Source organism: Actinomycetota bacterium (assembly GCA_040905475.1).
Lineage (GTDB): Bacteria > Actinomycetota > AC-67 > AC-67 > AC-67 > DATFGK01.
Window position 1 is genome coordinate 1 of the sequence record JBBDRM010000160.1, and the last position, 16,182, is coordinate 16,182.

The following is a 16,182-nucleotide window of genomic DNA, read 5'->3' on the forward strand; positions in this document are numbered from 1 at the left end:
CGGCACGATGACCACCTCCGGCGAGGACCGTAATCCTCACACATCAGGAGTCAACGACACCGGGGGCAGTCCCCTGCGTGATGCTCGTTGAGCGGGAAATCTGGGTGGTTCTGCGCGGTACAATTATGTGTAGGAATGGGAGGGGATAGCAGTGGGCGATTACGACGATGAGGCAGTCGGCTACGACGACGACGAGTTTTTGAGCTACGAAGAGCTTGTTGAGAAGAGTCTCGCGGAATCCGTGGAGCGGGAACAGCGGGCGCAGCAGTCGCAGCGCGACTCTGAGTTTTGGAAGCGGGAGCGCGCGAAGGCGTCGGCGCTTCCTGAGGATCCTGCTGAGGCGCGAAGCGCGGATCTGCTCGCGTGGGCTCGCGGCGAAACAGATCAGAAAATCTCGCTCAAAAGGGCCAACGAGTTAGGCGGGCCAGATAATCCGAAGGTCGCAGAGATGGCGAAACGCGGCATGGTTGAAGGCTGGGAAGCGCCCGCCGGGAAGCCGCTGATAACTGATGGTGCCAAACAGAGATACGAGGAGGCGTTGAAGCTTCAGGAAACAAAACTCGAGGCTCAGAAGAAGGCCGAGCAGGAGAAACAAGAGCAGCGAAAGGATCCGATGGGCTACGCGACACGGAAGGCGCTTGAGAGGATTCGGGCGCAGCCTAATGCGCATGAGATTCTTGCCGATGCGGAGCAGCGTGATTGGGAGCGTAGGACGGGACTGCGAGTTGGACGGTAAAGGGAGGAAAAACAGATGAGTGATCGTATTCAGGAGATTCGAGAGGCGGAGAACGCTGCGGCTCAGCGTGCGTATCAGGAGAAGCGGAACGCGATGGACGCACAAGCGAAGAGCCGTGTTCGTGAGGCTGCTGAGCGGGCGAGTGGACGGGCGAAGGTTGCGAAGGCGGCGACGATAGAACGCAAGACGCGGCCTACCGCTTAAAGGATTGGCTATGAGCGAAGAGAATCTGAGACGGGAAGAAGAAGGCGTTTTCAAGCTGATTAATCGGCTCGTTGTTGATGAGGTGGTGGTGCGGGATCTTGCGCTGAGTTGTAGCGATGATGCGGCGAAGTATGCGTTGCTTCAAGTCTCAAGCGCTCTCTCGGCTGTAGGAGACTTGTTCTCTACGAGAGAGAAGATCGAGACGGTAGCTGTGGAGATCGTGGCGGAGAGGCAGCGTCGCCGGGTCGCGGAAGACGCTGAGATCGTGGATCTGGATGGGAGGCGCGAGGAACGCCGGCAGCGCATCGAAGACGCAGAGAAGAAGATCGCCCAGATTCTCACGGGTGAAGAGATAGCTCGTGACTTGGCGAACAAATACTGGGATGATGCCCTGCTCTATCCTGCGTTGATGCATGCTGCGAAAGGGATCGATCGGCTTTACAGGGTTGTCGAGAAGACTCGGATGATGAGAGATGCGGAAGAGGACCGCGAGATAGCAGAACGAAGCCGAGCCTAGAAGGGGCCACAGGAGCCTCTCAGAAGTGTCTGGAAGGCCGTAGGCGGCCCGTTCAGGGGTAGTCGCGACCAACCTTCCCTACGCTGATTTTCTTTACATCCCTAGAGCGGCGGCCAGTCGTAGTTGATGGCGTAGATCCAGAGGCCGAGGATCGTGAAGCCGGCTGCGAACGCTACGACGATCAGGCCGATGATCCAGGGTCGATGGTGGAGGGGTTTGGGCATCTCGGTAATCGTAGCCTTCCGGTAGGTAACGACGGTACTTGCAGCATTGTTCAAGTTAGCGCGAGTCCACGCGCACCCATCGCTTAGCTACTTGTCTTTCCTGCCGCCCGGTTTCTTGGGGACGGGGGGCACGGTGATTCCGCGAGTCCCTCTGCCGCCGCGACCTCCATGGCCGGAGTGACCGCCAGATCCGCCCTTGCCGCTCTTTCCGCCGCCCTTTCCACCTTTCGAGGGCATGTGACCTCTCCCTTTTCGAGATTCGCGTACGAGAACCATCCAAGGAATATCACGCCACCGATGAAGAACCCAGCCGCCGCGTAGTTGAACCGCGTCGTACGTTTGTTGGCTTTGTTTCCGGGCTCCGCTGGCGCATCGTCTTCGATTTCGAGATAGCGGTATTGGAGAGCCTGTTGGGCTGAGATGAACGAGATGAGCGTCGATAGGAGGCTCGCGGCGAGCGCTCCCCAGGCGACCGCCAACAGCGCGGGCGACTTCACCGGGCCGGAGACGATCCGATCCAGAAACGCAATTGAGAGTCCGAGGGCTCCGGCGGCCAGCGCCGTAATCAGCTTGTCGTATTCACGATGCGCCTCGCCTATCTGTTCGAGAAGCCAGGCGCGGAAACGCTCTCGCGGATGCCCTTCGGACTGTGGTGGATCGTCAGGGTTTGGTTCCGTTCGGCGCTTATCGGTCATTCACTTCGCGGCTTTCCGGTATCCCGTAGCCGGGAAATGGTCGGCGTGAAAGTAAACGCCGTAGCCGTCTATGAAGGTCCGTTCTTCGCCGAACCCGGTCACGTCAACCTGTTCGATGGCGCGCACGACATCGGGGTTCGCCGGATCGACGCGCTGCCGGCAGGCCTCGCAGATATAGATTCGCTCGTCCATGAGGGCCAGCGAAGCATTCCTCACGTTCCCGCTCAAGAGCGGGAAAAACCTCAAGGTTGCGTGAGCGTGTCGGCCGGGCTCAGACGTTTATGCGTGACGAGGGCACGTTCGGCGCGCAGTGTCCTTCCGTAGCCTTGCATCGCGTCTTTGGAGCGCCAGTCGCCGAGGGCCATGACATCTTCGTCTGAGGCTCCTGCGGATTTCATCGCATGCGCGAACGTGTGACGGAACGCATGAGGATGAACGCCTTTGAGGGCTGCGTCTCGGGCGCGACGACGAACAACTTGGACGATTCCTGAGCCGGTCAGCGGCCCTTTGCGGGCGAGCCATAGTTCGGGACGGCCGGCGAGTCGATGGCCGCGCCGAATCCGAAGGTATCGGTCGAGTGCTTTGACGGTGGTTGAGCCCATCGAGGCGAGATAGTGGCGGCGTCCCTTCCCGAAGATGCGAACGATTCCAAGGTCGAGATCAACATCGTCGAGGGCGACTCCGGCAACTCCGGAAAGCCGTGCGCCTGTGTCGATCATCAGCAGCAGCAGCGCCTTATCGCGCCGATGCTCGAACTCGTTCCCGTCAGTCGTGCGCAGGAGGGCGCGCAGCTCGTCTTGGGAGAGGATTCGCTTGTCGGTTTCGGGGACGATGGGCCGGACCATACGCCCCATAGGGTTACTGGTTATCTCACCGTCTTCAACCGCCCAACGGAAGAACTGTTGAAGGGCACGGAACCGCACCGAGGCAGTAGCAGGCCTGGCCCGGTCCAACAGGTCAGCGATGTAGGCCTCGAGGTGTTCGCGGCTGAGGCTGTCGATCCGTTGAGGCATCCCCGCTCGGCTCAAATACCGGGTCAGATCGTTGAGCGAATCTATATAGGTGTCCTGCGTCTTCTGAGCCCGATTGGAGGCGCGAAGCGCTCGCTGCCAGGACGGCGTTAGGGCCTCTACCGTGACGCCGGCGACTTCAACCCCGACTGTCTCTGCTGGCGTCTGCATCCCAGGCCCCTCCCCGTGATCTTCCGGCTACGGTGAGGGTAGCAGTTAGGCGCTCTACCTGTCCTGTGCTGCTGGCCTGAGGAGCATTTCCGCTGGTTGTGGAGCTGAACGGATTCGAACCGTCGACCCCCTGCCTGCCGAGCAGGTGCTCTACCAACTGAGCTACAGCCCCAGGTCGAGGCCGATTCTAGCAGTGGCCGTCCGGCTCTCCGGCGTTTGACCTTCCTCCGCTTGTGGGCGCACGCTGCCTCCGTGGAGATTCCCCAGACGCGCTACACGAAGATCGGCGACTCCCACATCGCTTATTAGGTGTTCGGCGAAGGACCGATCCGACTATCTCAACTGCCTGGGGTCCGCGAGCAGCATCGACCTGAACTGGGAGATCCCCACCGTGGTCCGGTTCTTCTCTCGTCTGTGCCCGGCGAGTGGCGGCTGTTCGCGGTGAGATCATGAGCCGAGCGCGAATCTAACTGACGTTAGCCGGCCGCATAGCGGACGACTTGTTTGTCAAGGCGATCTCCGAGTCGGTCACGCTCAACATCTAGGTCGTACTGATTCTGAAGATTGAGCCAGAACCTTTCCGTCGTACCGAAGAACATTGAAAGACGAAGCGCCGTGTCGGCTGTGATCGAACGATTGCCGTGGACGATCTCATTGATGCGACGCGGAGGCACGCTGATGTCCCTCGCTAGGCGGTACTGACTAATCCCCATGGGCAGCAAGAAGTCTGCGAGCAAAATCTCTCCCGGATGGACCGGTGGAAGTCGCTTCTTCGTCATCTGACGCTCCTAGTGATAGTCAACGATCTCGACCTCGTGCGCATCGCCCGCAGCCCAACGGAAGCAGATCCGCCACTGTTCGTTGATCCGGATGCTGTACTTCCCAACTCGATCTCCCTTCAGTTTCTCCAACCGATTACCGGGAGGAACTCGAAGATCCTCGAGCGAAACGGCGGCATCGAGAAGCCGCAGCTTGCGCAAAGCAACCCTCTGCACCTTTGCTCCTAGCTTCCGCACGGGCTGCCGGGCGAAAAGTCGCTCAGCATCCCGGTCGCGAAAGCTCTTGATCACAGCTCACCATAACGCCTCACGTTAATAACGTCAAGCGTTATCAGTGGTGGACGCTCGGCTTCGCCTGGAACATCGCATGGCGAATTGTTCGCGGCGAGATCCTGAAACTGATGCGAGCGAATCTAACTGAACTCGCGGGATCCCGCGTTTTGCGTGTTGCTTGAAGCGTTGGGACGACATCGCCTGCCGAGCACGTGCTCTACCAACTGAGCTACAGCCCCAGGTCGAAAGCCGAGTTCATCCGCGTGGAGCGGGTTTTCGGCGCTTGCGCCGGGACAGCAGGATCGCGGCAAGCGCGCCGCCGACGGCGGAGAGCGCGCCTACGGCGATGAGGCGCAGGAGACCCGAGTCCTTTCCTTGATCCGTTGGGGTCGCGGCTCGCGGGCTCGACGTCGACCCAGGCGACCGTGGCGGCTGAACCGCCGCCGGGTCGACGAAGAGGGGGCCTGCGGCGACGCCCCCGCCCCCGGTCCACGCGGAGATCTCGCGGAGCCCGGCGATCGATACCGCCGCGGACACGCGCAGATACCGCGCAGACACCGGCGGCGCCACTCGTAGGGTGGCGTCCTCGCCGGCGGCGACGCCAACCGTGCGCCACGTTCGCCGATCCCGCGAGGTCTCGACGGTGCAACGATCCGCGCAGCCTCGCACCACCACGAGGCTCAGCGACCGCCGCGTGCCCAGGTCGACGACCGTGGAGAGCGGCGTCGGCTCCACGCAGCCCGTCGCACCGTCGCACACGGAGGGCGAGAAGTCCTCGGAGAACTCGCCGTCGGTGAGGCGGCACGGCGACTGTGTCACCAGCCGTCCCTTCGCGTCGGGCACGAAGCACGCCCGCCCGCGCGACGGCGGCGCGCCTGCGGGGCTCTCGTACGCACGGGCGCCCGAGCGAAGGACGACGTCGATGCGGCGACCGCGCTCATCGGTGACGCGCTGATCGTCGAGCCTGGCGGTCACCGCCGCCGTCCCTTGTGTGTCCTCCAGGACCCGCGCGTCGAACGCGAAGCCGCTCCGCGCTCGAGCGACCGTCCACACCACCCCGCGACCCCGACGGAACTCGATCGTGTGCTCGACGGTTCCGGCGTTCAACCCGGGAAGCACGCCGTGCGGCACCGGCGCCCACGTCACGCGGCCACCGAACGAACCCGTTCGCCCTTCGACCCGCGGCTCCCACACGCGAACCGGGAGGTCCAGCGCCTCCGTCTGGACCTGGAACCGGTAGGTCGTGATCGGCCCGGCGACCTCGTCGGCACGCGGTCCGGTTCCGCTCGTCAGCACCATCGTGCTGGCTTGTCCCGCGAAGCCCTGCGTGTCTTTCCCTGTGAGCCGGTAGGTGAACCGGCCGTCGGACCCGGTCTTTGCAATCCGCGCTCCGAGGCACACCGTCGTGTGGGCATCGATGCACGCGAGGCCAAGCGACGCGAAGACGGCGAACACCTCGCCGGCGTCGGCCTCGCGCGAGAGGCCGACGCGTACGCCGGCGACCGGTTGACCGTCCCCGCGGGCGACCCGTCCGTTGACGTCGATCCGCGCATCGGGATCGACCTCGCTCGCGGTGCAGGCGGCCAACAGTAGCGACACGGCGAGCGCCGCAAGGATGCGTCTGGACGAGAGCGTCATCATCTCAGCGTATCGGCAGATCCGAACCTGTCCTTGTGGCGCGGCCCGGCGCCCCGTACGCTCGTTTCACCTCGATGAATCCGAAGCGTTTCCCCGCGCCTCGGCTGGCGGCCGCGGCCGCCGTGGTCTTCCTCGTCCTCTCCGGGGACGGGAATGAAGTTCCGGAGCCGGTCGCAGCCGCCGCGGAACGGACCCCGACCGTGCAAGCGGCACTCCCGTCCCCGCCGGTGGCCCCGAGCATCGCGCCGCGCTTCGCCGCCACGATCCGCCGCATCGGTCCCGAGACGATCGCGCGTATGGGCACCTCCTGGCGGCCCGGCTGTCCCGTGGCGCTCGAGGACCTCCGGTCGATCGTGATGCCATTCTGGAACTTCGACGGCTCGGTAGAAACCGGCGAGCTCATCGTCCACCGCCGCCACGCGGCCGGCGTCGCGTCCGTGTTCGAGGCGCTCTTCGAGATCCGGTTCCCGATCGAGCGGATGGAACCGGCCAACGGGTACATGGGCAACGACCCCCCGCTGGCGCAGTTCAACAACACCGTCGGCTTCAACTGTCGCGCGCCGGTCGGCGGCGGGCACAAGTGGTCGGAGCATTCGTACGGCACTGCGGTCGACATCAACCCGGACCAGAACCCGTACGTCTCTCGCAGCGGTCGCATCGAACCGCCGTTCGGCGCTCCGTGGGTGGACCGGACGCTTGAAGAGCCGGGGATGATCCATGCGGATCACGTCGCCGTGCGGGCGTTCCGCGACATCGGCTGGCGTTGGGGCGGGTTCTGGAAGGGTACGAAGGACTACATGCATTTCTCCGTGAGCGGACGCTGATCCCGTGGCCGAGCCCGAGCACGGCACGTTCGACCTCGCCGAGTTCAGCGACGAGTTGAACGGCGCGCCCAGCTACACGATCGGCACCAAGATGTTGCTCGAGAACGACTGGGTGCGGATCTGGGAGATCCGGCTGGGGCCCGGTGAACGGGCTCCGTTCCATCACCACGCGCACACCTATCTCTTCGTGTGCGTCGACCCGGGCCGCGCCCGCAGCCGCTTCGTGAACGGCACCTACATCGACCTCGACTACGAGGAAGGGACGGTCTGGTTCTCCGACTACACGGAGCAGCAGCCGGAGATCCACGATCTGGAGAACGTCGGTTCGACCACGATCCGCTTCACGACCGTCGAGCTGCTCTAAGCCTCGCCGAACAACGCCTTGCGAAACAGCTTCATCTCGGCATCCCACGCAGCTTCGGCGACGCCGCCCCCGGCTTCGATCATCAGCCGCTTCGTCTGCTCGAGGACCTTCACGCCGTGCTGCGCCATCTCTTTCGCGAGGTCGCGTGCCCGCGCGACGACGTCGTCGGCGACGTCCCGCACGATGCCGAGGGCGAGCGCCTCCTCCGCGCCGACGACGCGGCCGGTGAACGCCATCTCGCGCGCGATCTGGTCGGGCAGGGCGCGCAACAGCGCCGCGTACGAGGGCGGGATGCCGAGCCGGATCTCCGGGTGCCCGAACGTCGCCGCCGGCGAGGCGAACCGCACATCGCATACGGCCGCCAGCGCGAAGCCGCCGCCGAGCGCCGGGCCGTTAACGGCAGCGATCGTCGGCCGCGGCAGGTTCGACAAGGAGTCGAACAGCTTCGCCGAGCTCTCCCACAGGGCCCGGCGGTTGGCGTCGTCGCCGCCGAACTGCGTCCGGTCCATGCCGGCGCAGAACGCCGTTCCCGCGCCGGTGACCACGACGACCGCGACGGAGTCGTCCTCGCCGAGCCGCTCGAACACCCCGGCGAGGTCGGCGCGGAGCTCCAACGACAACGCGTTCCGCTTCTCGGCGCGGTTGAGGGTAACCGTCGCGATCCCGTCCGCCGTATCGACCAGAACCAGCTCTCCCATGCGGCTAAACTACCCGCATCGTGGAGACCGGAGAAGCCCCCACCGAGCGGTACGATCCCGCGGCGATCGAGCCGCGGTGGGCCGAAACGTGGGTGAAAGACCGGGTCTACGAGGCCAGGGAAGACTCGCCCAAGCCGAAGTTCTACTGCCTCGACATGTTCCCGTACCCCTCGGGCGACCTCCACATGGGGCACCTCGAGGCCTTCTCGGGCGGGGATGTGATCGCGCGCTACAAATGGATGCGCGGCTACAACGTGCTCCATCCCATCGGCTGGGACGCGTTCGGACTGCCCGCCGAGAACGCCGCGATCAAGCGGGGCATCCACCCGAAGGAATGGACCTACGCCAACATCGAGCAGCAAGCGCGCTCGTTCCAGCGTCTCGGCATGTCCTTCGACTGGTCGCGGCAGTTCAACACCTGTGATCCCGACTTCTACAAGTGGACGCAGTGGCTGTTCTTGAAGTTCCTCGAGGCCGGCCACGTCTACCGCAAGGCCGTGGCGGTCAACTGGTGCCCCAACGACAAGACCGTCCTCGCGAACGAGCAGGTCGTCAACGGCCGGTGCGAGCGGTGCGACACGCCGGTGACCAAGCGCGACTTCCCCTCGTGGTTCTACCGCGAGAGCGCGTACGCGCAGCGGCTGATCGACGGACTGGACCAGCTCACCGGATGGAGCGACCACATCAAGACGATCCAGCGGAACTGGATCGGCCGCTCCGAGGGCGCAGACGTCACCTTCAAGATCGAGGGCGGGGACGACGAGCTGGTCGTCTTCACGACGCGGCCCGACACGTTGTGGGGCGTCACTTTCATGGTGTTGGCGCCGGAGCATCCTCTGGCGCGCAAGCTGGTCGCCGGTACGGATCGTGAGTCCGAGTTCGATGCCTACCTGGAAACCGTCAAGGCCCGCAGCGAGATCGAACGCCTCGCGCAGGGTCGCAAGAAGCTCGCCTTCGATCTCGACGCGAGCGCGATCAACCCGGTCAACGGCGAGTCGATCCCGATCTGGGTCTCCGATTACGTGCTGATGGAGTACGGCACCGGCGCGCTCATGGCCGTGCCCGCCCACGACCGGCGCGACTTCGAGTTCGCACGCCAGGAGGGCCTGCCGGTGCGGGCGGTCATCCAGCCCGAGGGCGAGTCGCTGGACGCTGAGACGATGATGCAGCCGTACGAGGGCGAAGGCGTCATGGCGAACTCGGGTGTCTTCGACGGGACCAAGACGCCGGACGGGATCCCCAAGATCGTCGCCTGGCTCGAGGAGCACGCCTACGGCACCGGCCGCGTCCGCTATCGCCTCCGAGACTGGAACGTTTCTCGGCAGCGCTTCTGGGGCTGTCCGATCCCCGTCGTCTTCTGCGAGCGCTGCGGCGAGGTGCCGGTGCCCGAGAGCGACCTGCCGGTGCTGCTGCCCGACCTCGAGGATTACTCGCCCACCGAGGAGGGCCTGTCGCCGCTGGGGAAGACCGATTGGGTGAATACCACGTGCCCGAACTGCGGGGGAGCGGCGCGGCGCGAGACCGACACCTTCGACACGTTCGTCGACTCCTCGTGGTACTTCTTCCGCTATTGCGGGCCGACCGCCGACGCGCCGTTCGATCGAGACCGGGTGGCGTATTGGATGCAGGCCGACCACTACACCGGCGGGATCACGCACGCGACCGGACACCTGATCTACTCGCGCTTCTTCACGAAGGTCCTCCACGACCTCGGGATGGTGCCGTTCGACGAGCCCTACCCGAATCTTCTCAACCAGGGCATGGTGATCATGGAAGGCGCCGCGATGTCGAAGAGTCGCGGAAACCTCGTGACGCCGTCGGCGATCGTCGACGAGTTCGGCGCCGACACCGCGCGGGTCACGATGCTCTTCGCGGGGCCGTACGAGGCCGACGTCGATTGGGCCGACGTCTCGCCGCAAGGCGTGTTCCGCTGGCTCTCGCGGGTGTGGCGTGTGGTCGTGCAGCGCGCCGATAGCGCCCGTGACGGCGGGATGGAAAGCGACGATTCCCCGCTCCGCCGAGCGACGCACCACGCGATCGAAGGCGTGACGCACGACCTCGACCGGTTCCGTTTCAACACCGCCATCGCGAAGCTCATGACGTTCACCAGCCAGATCGCCGACGCCGACGACGCGGTCGACGGGGATGTGGCCGAGGCCGTCCAGGCCTTGCTCCAGCTCCTCGCCCCGCTCGCTCCGTTCATCACCGAAGAGCTGTGGCATCGCCTCGGCCGCGAGGGAACCATCCACATGTCGTCGTGGCCGATACCCGACCCCGCCCTCATCGTGGAAACCACCGTCACGATGGTCGTCCAGGTGAACGGGAAGGTCCGCGACCGCATCGAGGTTCCCACCCAGATCGGCGAGGAGGACATGAAGCGCGCGGCGATGGAGTCCGAGCGCGTACGCTCACACCTCGACGGGAAGACAGTCGTCAAGACGATCGTGGTCCCCCCGAAGCTCGTCAACATCGTCGTGCGGTAGGGAAGCACCCGGACCGAAGGAGAGCTCGTGGCAGGGACCCACGCGCATCCCGCCCGCTTGACGGGCGCCGAGGGGACGCGCGAAGGCCTGCGAGCTATCCGCCTCTCGGCGGTGGCACTCGGCGCATCCGCGGCCATCCGTCTCACGGTTGCGGCGATGACCGGCAGCGTCGCCCTCCTTGCCGCCGGGCTCGACGACCTCGGCGACGTTGCGACCACGGTGGCCTTGTCGGTCGCCTTCGTCGCCTCACGCCGGGCCGCCGACCGGCGCTACACCTTCGGTTACCAGCGGGTCGAGGACCTGTCGGGCGTGCTGGTCGTGCTCGTCATCTGGAGCAGCGTGGGCTTCGCCACATTCGAGGCGATCTCCAAGCTCGGCGGCGAGCACGAGGTCACCCGACTGGGTATCGCGATGGGCGCGGCAGCGCTCGGCCTGGTGGCCAACGGCTTCGCGGGCCTGTACAAGATCTCGGTCGGGAGACGCATCGGCTCGGAGCCGCTCGTCGCCGACGGCAAGCACGCGCTGACCGACGGCCTCGCCTCGATCGCCGCGCTCGCCGGGCTGATCGGAGTCAAAGCCGGCTGGGCCGAAGCCGATCCCATCGCAGCGTTCGTAGTGGTCGCCGCCATCGTGGCCGTTGCGATCGACGCGAGCCGGAACGTGCTGACCCGCTTGCTCGACGCGGTCGACCCGGAGATCATCAACAAGTTCGAGAACATCGTGCTCGGCACGCCCGGCGTCCTCGGGTGCGGGCGCGTGCAGGCGCGCTGGGCCGGGCGTTCGCTATATGTCTCCGTCACGGTCGCGGTCGACGGCAACTTGCCGCTTTCCGAAGCGCACGCGGTCGCCGAGCAGATCCATCATCGGATCCTCCACGACATGGACGGTGTGGCGCAGGTGGACGTCCACGTTGATCCGTGGGAGCCGCACGCCCCAGAGGCCCACTCGAGGACGACCGACCACGAGTCGGGCGCAGCGAAGGATCCGCTTGAGGCAGAAACGCATCCGCACTGATGGACCTTCGTCCCCAGACCGTCTTACTCCCAAACGGGATGACGCTCGACTACGTGGAGCAGGGAAGCCGGTCGGGCATGCCCGTCCTCCTGGTTCACGCGATCGCAGACTCCCGGCGCGCGTTCGAGCCGTTGATGGGCCATCTGCCCAGATCGATCCGCGCGTTCGCGATGAGCCAGCGGGGGCACGGAGACTCGAGCATCCCCGAAGCGGACTACCGCCCGCACGACTTCGCGTCGGACCTCCTGGCGTTCATGGACGAGCTGGACATGCAAGCAGCATTGATCGTCGGCGGCTCGAGCGGAGGCGTCGTGGCTCGACGCTTCGCCATCGACCATCCGGACCGAACGATCGGCCTCGTTCTTCTCGGTTCCCCGCTCGCGCTCGGAGAAAAGCCCGGTGTGCGGGAGATGTGGGAGTCGACGTTCTCGACGCTCGCGGACCCCATCGATCCCGCCATGGTGCGCGAGTTCGCCGAGATGACCGTCGCCCCGTCTGTGCCGCGCGATCTCTTCGAGATCATCGTCGAGGAGAACCTCAAACCTTCCGCTCGGGTGTGGCGTGAGACCATGCGCGGCCTGATCGAGGACGACTCCGCGCATGAGCTCGACCGCATCGCCGCCCCGACACTCGTCGTGTGGGGCGATCAGGACTCGATCCTTTCTTGGAGCGACCAGGAGGCGATGACCGCGGCGATCCCGGACGCGCGGCTGATCGTCTACGAGGGCGCTGGGCATTCCTTCTACTGGGAGGAACCCGAACGGGTCGCGGCCGACATCGCGGCGTTCGTCGACAGCCTTGAGCGCTAAGCGTTTCGAGCGAGACATGCCGGGGCAGGGACAGAGCATGGGCGAGCTCTCCACCTACAGGCGCAAGCGCGACTTCGCGCGCACTCCCGAGCCCGGCCCACGTCGCGCCAAGCCGGCCAAGCACCTTCGCTACGTCGTCCAGAAACACGACGCGTCACGGCTCCACTACGACGTCCGGCTCGAGGTCGGCGGCGTGATGAAGTCCTGGGCCGTGCCGAAGGGGCCTTCGCTCAACCCGACGCACAAGCGCCTCGCCGTCATGACCGAGGATCATCCGATCGCCTACAACCGCTTCGAGGGTGTGATCCCCGAGGGTGAATATGGCGGAGGCAGCGTGATCATCTGGGACCGAGGCTGGTACGAGAACCGCTCCGACGACCCTCCGGCGCGCGCGATCGTCAAGGGGACCTTCACGTTCGAGCTCCACGGAAAGAAGCTCCGCGGCCGGTTCACCTTGCGCCGGATGGACGGTAAGGACTGGCTGCTGATCAAAGGCAATGACGAATACGCGGATCGAACGATCGATATCGCCGCCGACCGGCCGGAGTCGGTCGTAACCGGCCGCACGGTCGAGCAGGTCGCCGCCGGATGAGGGGTAAGCGCATACCGACCACCAAGGTCGCCGGCTGGATGGACCCGATGCTGGCGACGCTCGTGGACTCGCTCGCCGACAGCAGCGGGTGGGTCTTCGAGCGGAAGCTCGACGGGATCCGCGCCATCTCATACCGCGAAGACGATGCGGTTCGCCTCTATTCACGCAACAAGCTTCCGCTCGAGGATTCGTTCCCGTCGGTCGTCGCGTCGCTCGAGTCGCTGTCGGAACGGCGGTTCGTTCTCGACGGCGAGGTAGTCGCGCTCGAGCGCGGACGGATCGGCGGCTTCGAGCCCCTCCAACAGCGGTCGTCACGCACGACGCTGCGCTACTACGTGTTCGACGTGCTTTCGTTCGACGGGGAGGACGTCCGGGGGCTGCCGCTGCTCGAGCGGCGACACGTGTTGAGCGCGATGCGGCTGAACGGGACGCTCCGCCGCACGGCCACGCGATCCGGCGATGCGGAGCAGCTTCGGTCTGAGGCGTGTGAATCGGGATGGGAAGGAGTCATCGCCAAGCGCACCGATGCGCCGTACCGAGGCGGCCGGTCCAAGGATTGGCTCAAGCTCAAGTGCGTGCTCGAGCAAGAGTTCGTCGTCGGCGGTTACACGGACCCGAAGGGCGGCCGCTCGGGCTTCGGAGCGTTGATGATCGGCTACCACGAGGATGGGAAGCTCCGTCACGGCGGCGAGGTCGGCACCGGCTTCAATGAGCGGACGCTCACGGACCTCGCGGCGAAGCTCGGGAAGCTCTCGACGGATCGCTCTCCATTCGCGGGCCATCCGCGCGCGATGAAGGGCGAGCATTTCGTCCGTCCGAAGCTCGTCGTGCAGGTGGGGTTCAGCGAATGGACCCGCGACGGCAAGCTCCGGCATCCGCGATTCCTCGGGGTCCGCACGGACAAACGGCCGGCAGACGTCGTCCGCGAGCGGCCGGCCGGATGAGCGACTCCATCCGCGTCGGGAAACGCACGATCTCGGTGACGAACCGGGACAAGGTCCTGTTCCCCGACGACGGGATCACCAAAGGAGATCTGATCGAGTACTACGCCGCCGCAGCGCCGAAGATGCTGCCGCACGTCAAGAACCGCCCGCTGACGATGCAGCGCTACCCGGACGGGATCAAGGCCGAGGGGATCATGCACAAGAACATCCCCAAGTACTTCCCCGATTGGATCGCGCGTTCGGAGCAGCCGAAGAAAGGCGGGACGGTTACCTATGTGCTCGCGAACGACGCGGCGACGCTCGCGTACCTCGCGCAGCAAGGGTCGATCACCCAGCACGTCTGGCTCAGCACCCACCAGAAGCCGTACGAGCCGGACATGATGATCGTCGATCTCGATCCGACGACGGAGGACTTCTCGGAGGTCCGCGACGCCGCGCTGATCTTCCGCTCGCTCTTCGAGGAAGTCGGCCTCGTCCCGTTCGTGAAGGTGACCGGGTCTCGCGGGCTCCACGTCGCGGCGCCGATCCGGCCGAACGTCTCCTTCGACGTCGTCCACGAGGTCGCCACGCGGGTCGCGCAGCGCGCGATCGATGCGCACCCGGATCTGCTGACACTGGAGTTCTACAAGGCGAAGCGCGGGAGCCGGATCTTCGCCGACGTGCATCGGAACGGGTTCGGGGCAACCGCGGTCGCTCCGTACAGCGTCCGTCCGTTGGCCGGCGCTCCGGTTGCCGTGCCCATCGATTGGAAAGAGGTCGAGGACAAGCGGCTGAAACCCGACGGCTTCTCGATGCGCAACGCGCTCGAGCGGCCGGATCACTGGAAGGGGTTCCGCGCGGCGGCGCGCTCGCTCGGCCGTGCGATGAAGGCGCTCGGCGTCGAGCCCTGAGCGGTTCTGCGCGTTCTGCCCGGACTGGGTGCGGGGCGCGAGCACTGATACGCTCGCGACCTCTTCCTCGGTGACCTCCTCGCGAAGAACCTTCCCGCGATGACGCGTGCCCGTCGATCAGCCGACGATCCTCGACGACGCCGTGCCCTCGTGGCGCAGGCGCGTCATCGACCTGCTCGAGTTCCGGCCACGCGAGACGATGGCGCTCGGCGTCCTCTGTCTCGCGATCGTGGCCGGCGCGGCATTCGCGTACGCCCGGTCGCTGCCCAAGCCGGCGCCGGACTCGGTCGCGTCGCCGGTCCCGGCGGCCTCGGTCGATGCGTCCACCAGCCCGGGCGCGGGTGCCGGCCTCTTCGTCCACATGGCCGGCGCCGTCGTACGGCCCGGCGTCTACGAGCTGGCCGGCGGAGCGAGGGTCATCGACGGGATCGCCGCGGCCGGCGGGGCCAAGCCCGACGCCGACCTCTCGTCCATCAACCTCGCCCGGCCGCTGACCGACGGGGAGCGCGTTTACATCCCGCGCAAGGGTGAGATGCCGCCGATGGCGGCGGCCCCTCCGGACGGCGCGGTCCCGGGCGGAGGAGGAGGACCGGCCGACGCCTCGGGCAAGGTCAACATCAACACCGCGACCGTAAGCCAGCTCGAGGAGCTACCCGGCATCGGCGAGGTGATCGCCCAACGCATCGTCGACTACCGGACCCAACACGGCCCATTCAAGACGGTGCGCGATCTCCTCAAGGTCGAAGGCATCGGCGAGAAGAAGTTCGAATCGATCGAGGATCACGTGACCGTGTGAGCGCGCTCGCGCATCCGGCTCCCCGCCTGTACGCGCTGGCCGTCGCGTTCGTTGCCGGTGTCGTTGCGGCCGAGCGTCTGCATCCGCCGCCGGCCGCGGCGATCGCCGCCGGCCTCATCGGGGCCGTGGGCTTGATCGTGGCCGCCTCGCGCCATCGTCGAGGCCTCGTCGTGTGCGCCGCCGCGCTCGCCCTCGGGTTCACCCTGGCGGGGTTGCGGATCGCCGGCCTGGACCGCGGTGCGCTCACGATGGGCGCGAGGACGGGAGCCGACGCCGTCCTGCACGGGCAGGTGCTCGACGACCCGCTCGAGCTCGGCGCCGGTGAGACGCGCATGACCGTCGGGGTGAACCAGGCAGAGATCGACGGCCGCACCTACGGGGTCCGCGAGCGGGTCCTCCTGACGGTCCGTGGCGGTGCGCCGCTCGCGCTCGGCGATCGCGTCGTCGTCGACACGCGCCTCACCGCGCTTCTCCGCCGCGACGCGCCGCCCGAGCTCCACGCTTCCGCGGCTCGCCACCGG

At 65.9% G+C, this 16,182-nt stretch carries 21 protein-coding genes and 1 tRNA gene; 13 read left to right on the top strand and 9 right to left on the bottom strand.

Annotation, left to right across the window (positions count from 1 at the left end):
- Positions 1–151: 151 nt before the first annotated feature.
- The 3 genes from WEB06_19555 to WEB06_19565 are packed head-to-tail and all read left to right on the top strand — an operon-like array spanning position 152 to position 1,457.
- On the top strand, positions 152–736 hold the full coding sequence (locus WEB06_19555; protein MEX2557813.1) for a hypothetical protein: 585 nt from the start codon (positions 152–154) through the stop codon (positions 734–736).
- A 15-nt stretch (positions 737–751) separates the two neighbouring features.
- Positions 752–940 carry a hypothetical protein gene (locus WEB06_19560; protein ID MEX2557814.1) on the top strand — a complete coding sequence of 63 codons (189 nt, stop codon included), beginning with the start codon at positions 752–754 and terminating at the stop codon, positions 938–940.
- 10 nt (positions 941–950) lie between these two features.
- A complete protein-coding gene (locus WEB06_19565) occupies positions 951–1,457 on the top strand; it encodes a hypothetical protein (protein MEX2557815.1) in 507 nt (168 codons plus the stop codon).
- A gap of 101 nt (positions 1,458–1,558) precedes the next feature.
- Here WEB06_19565 and WEB06_19570 read toward each other — a convergent pair whose 3' ends face one another.
- The 8 genes from WEB06_19570 to WEB06_19605 all read right to left on the bottom strand — a co-directional run bounded on the left by WEB06_19570 (position 1,559) and on the right by WEB06_19605 (position 6,247).
- A complete protein-coding gene (locus WEB06_19570) occupies positions 1,559–1,681 on the bottom strand; it encodes a hypothetical protein (protein MEX2557816.1) in 123 nt (40 codons plus the stop codon).
- 83 nt (positions 1,682–1,764) lie between these two features.
- Positions 1,765–2,376 carry a hypothetical protein gene (locus WEB06_19575; GenBank protein MEX2557817.1) on the bottom strand — a complete coding sequence of 204 codons (612 nt, stop codon included), beginning with the start codon at positions 2,374–2,376 and terminating at the stop codon, positions 1,765–1,767.
- Positions 2,377–2,568 (bottom strand): hypothetical protein, encoded by a 192-nt coding sequence (locus WEB06_19580; GenBank protein MEX2557818.1) that lies wholly within the window; start codon positions 2,566–2,568, stop codon positions 2,377–2,379.
- A gap of 50 nt (positions 2,569–2,618) precedes the next feature.
- Positions 2,619–3,230 carry a tyrosine-type recombinase/integrase gene (locus WEB06_19585; protein MEX2557819.1) on the bottom strand — a complete coding sequence of 204 codons (612 nt, stop codon included), beginning with the start codon at positions 3,228–3,230 and terminating at the stop codon, positions 2,619–2,621.
- A 426-nt stretch (positions 3,231–3,656) separates the two neighbouring features.
- Positions 3,657–3,729: transfer RNA gene (locus tag WEB06_19590), tRNA-Ala, on the bottom strand.
- A gap of 304 nt (positions 3,730–4,033) precedes the next feature.
- Complete coding sequence (locus WEB06_19595; GenBank protein ID MEX2557820.1) at positions 4,034–4,336, bottom strand: HigA family addiction module antitoxin; 303 nt, start codon at positions 4,334–4,336, stop codon at positions 4,034–4,036.
- A gap of 9 nt (positions 4,337–4,345) precedes the next feature.
- Positions 4,346–4,627 (bottom strand): type II toxin-antitoxin system RelE/ParE family toxin, encoded by a 282-nt coding sequence (locus WEB06_19600; GenBank protein ID MEX2557821.1) that lies wholly within the window; start codon positions 4,625–4,627, stop codon positions 4,346–4,348.
- A 237-nt stretch (positions 4,628–4,864) separates the two neighbouring features.
- Complete coding sequence (locus WEB06_19605; protein ID MEX2557822.1) at positions 4,865–6,247, bottom strand: hypothetical protein; 1,383 nt, start codon at positions 6,245–6,247, stop codon at positions 4,865–4,867.
- 74 nt (positions 6,248–6,321) lie between these two features.
- On the opposite strand from WEB06_19605, the gene WEB06_19610 reads away from it, so the two are divergent.
- Together WEB06_19610 and WEB06_19615 are read left to right on the top strand one after the other, a co-directional pair.
- Positions 6,322–7,071: a M15 family metallopeptidase gene (locus WEB06_19610; protein ID MEX2557823.1), complete on the top strand. Its 750-nt coding sequence runs from the start codon at positions 6,322–6,324 to the stop codon at positions 7,069–7,071.
- A gap of 4 nt (positions 7,072–7,075) precedes the next feature.
- Complete coding sequence (locus WEB06_19615) at positions 7,076–7,435, top strand: hypothetical protein (GenBank protein ID MEX2557824.1); 360 nt, start codon at positions 7,076–7,078, stop codon at positions 7,433–7,435.
- Here the strand turns inward: WEB06_19615 and WEB06_19620 are convergent.
- Complete coding sequence (locus WEB06_19620) at positions 7,432–8,133, bottom strand: enoyl-CoA hydratase/isomerase family protein (GenBank protein ID MEX2557825.1); 702 nt, start codon at positions 8,131–8,133, stop codon at positions 7,432–7,434. The two genes, WEB06_19615 and WEB06_19620, sit on opposite strands and share 4 nt — an antisense overlap.
- A gap of 20 nt (positions 8,134–8,153) precedes the next feature.
- Between WEB06_19620 and leuS the strand changes: the two genes are divergently transcribed.
- From leuS to WEB06_19660, 8 genes are all read left to right on the top strand, one after another.
- The gene (gene leuS, locus WEB06_19625) at positions 8,154–10,616 is read left to right on the top strand and encodes a leucine--tRNA ligase (GenBank protein MEX2557826.1); all 2,463 of its coding nucleotides are present in this window, start codon (positions 8,154–8,156) and stop codon (positions 10,614–10,616) included.
- 27 nt (positions 10,617–10,643) lie between these two features.
- A complete protein-coding gene (locus WEB06_19630) occupies positions 10,644–11,630 on the top strand; it encodes a cation diffusion facilitator family transporter (protein MEX2557827.1) in 987 nt (328 codons plus the stop codon).
- A 38-nt stretch (positions 11,631–11,668) separates the two neighbouring features.
- Complete coding sequence (locus WEB06_19635; GenBank protein ID MEX2557828.1) at positions 11,669–12,439, top strand: alpha/beta hydrolase; 771 nt, start codon at positions 11,669–11,671, stop codon at positions 12,437–12,439.
- A 37-nt stretch (positions 12,440–12,476) separates the two neighbouring features.
- Positions 12,477–13,031, top strand: a complete 555-nt coding sequence (locus WEB06_19640) for a DNA polymerase ligase N-terminal domain-containing protein (GenBank protein ID MEX2557829.1) — start codon at positions 12,477–12,479, stop codon at positions 13,029–13,031.
- The gene (gene ligD, locus WEB06_19645; protein MEX2557830.1) at positions 13,028–13,975 is read left to right on the top strand and encodes a non-homologous end-joining DNA ligase; all 948 of its coding nucleotides are present in this window, start codon (positions 13,028–13,030) and stop codon (positions 13,973–13,975) included. The genes WEB06_19640 and ligD (WEB06_19645) overlap by 4 nt, the downstream gene beginning before the upstream one ends.
- Positions 13,972–14,865 (top strand): non-homologous end-joining DNA ligase, encoded by an 894-nt coding sequence (gene ligD, locus WEB06_19650; GenBank protein MEX2557831.1) that lies wholly within the window; start codon positions 13,972–13,974, stop codon positions 14,863–14,865. Before ligD (WEB06_19645) ends, ligD (WEB06_19650) begins: the two co-directional genes overlap by 4 nt.
- Before the next feature lie 106 nt (positions 14,866–14,971).
- Complete coding sequence (locus WEB06_19655) at positions 14,972–15,661, top strand: ComEA family DNA-binding protein (GenBank protein MEX2557832.1); 690 nt, start codon at positions 14,972–14,974, stop codon at positions 15,659–15,661.
- A partial coding sequence (locus tag WEB06_19660) for a DUF4131 domain-containing protein (protein MEX2557833.1) occupies positions 15,658–16,182 on the top strand: 525 nt, incomplete at its 3' end. The genes WEB06_19655 and WEB06_19660, both read left to right, overlap by 4 nt.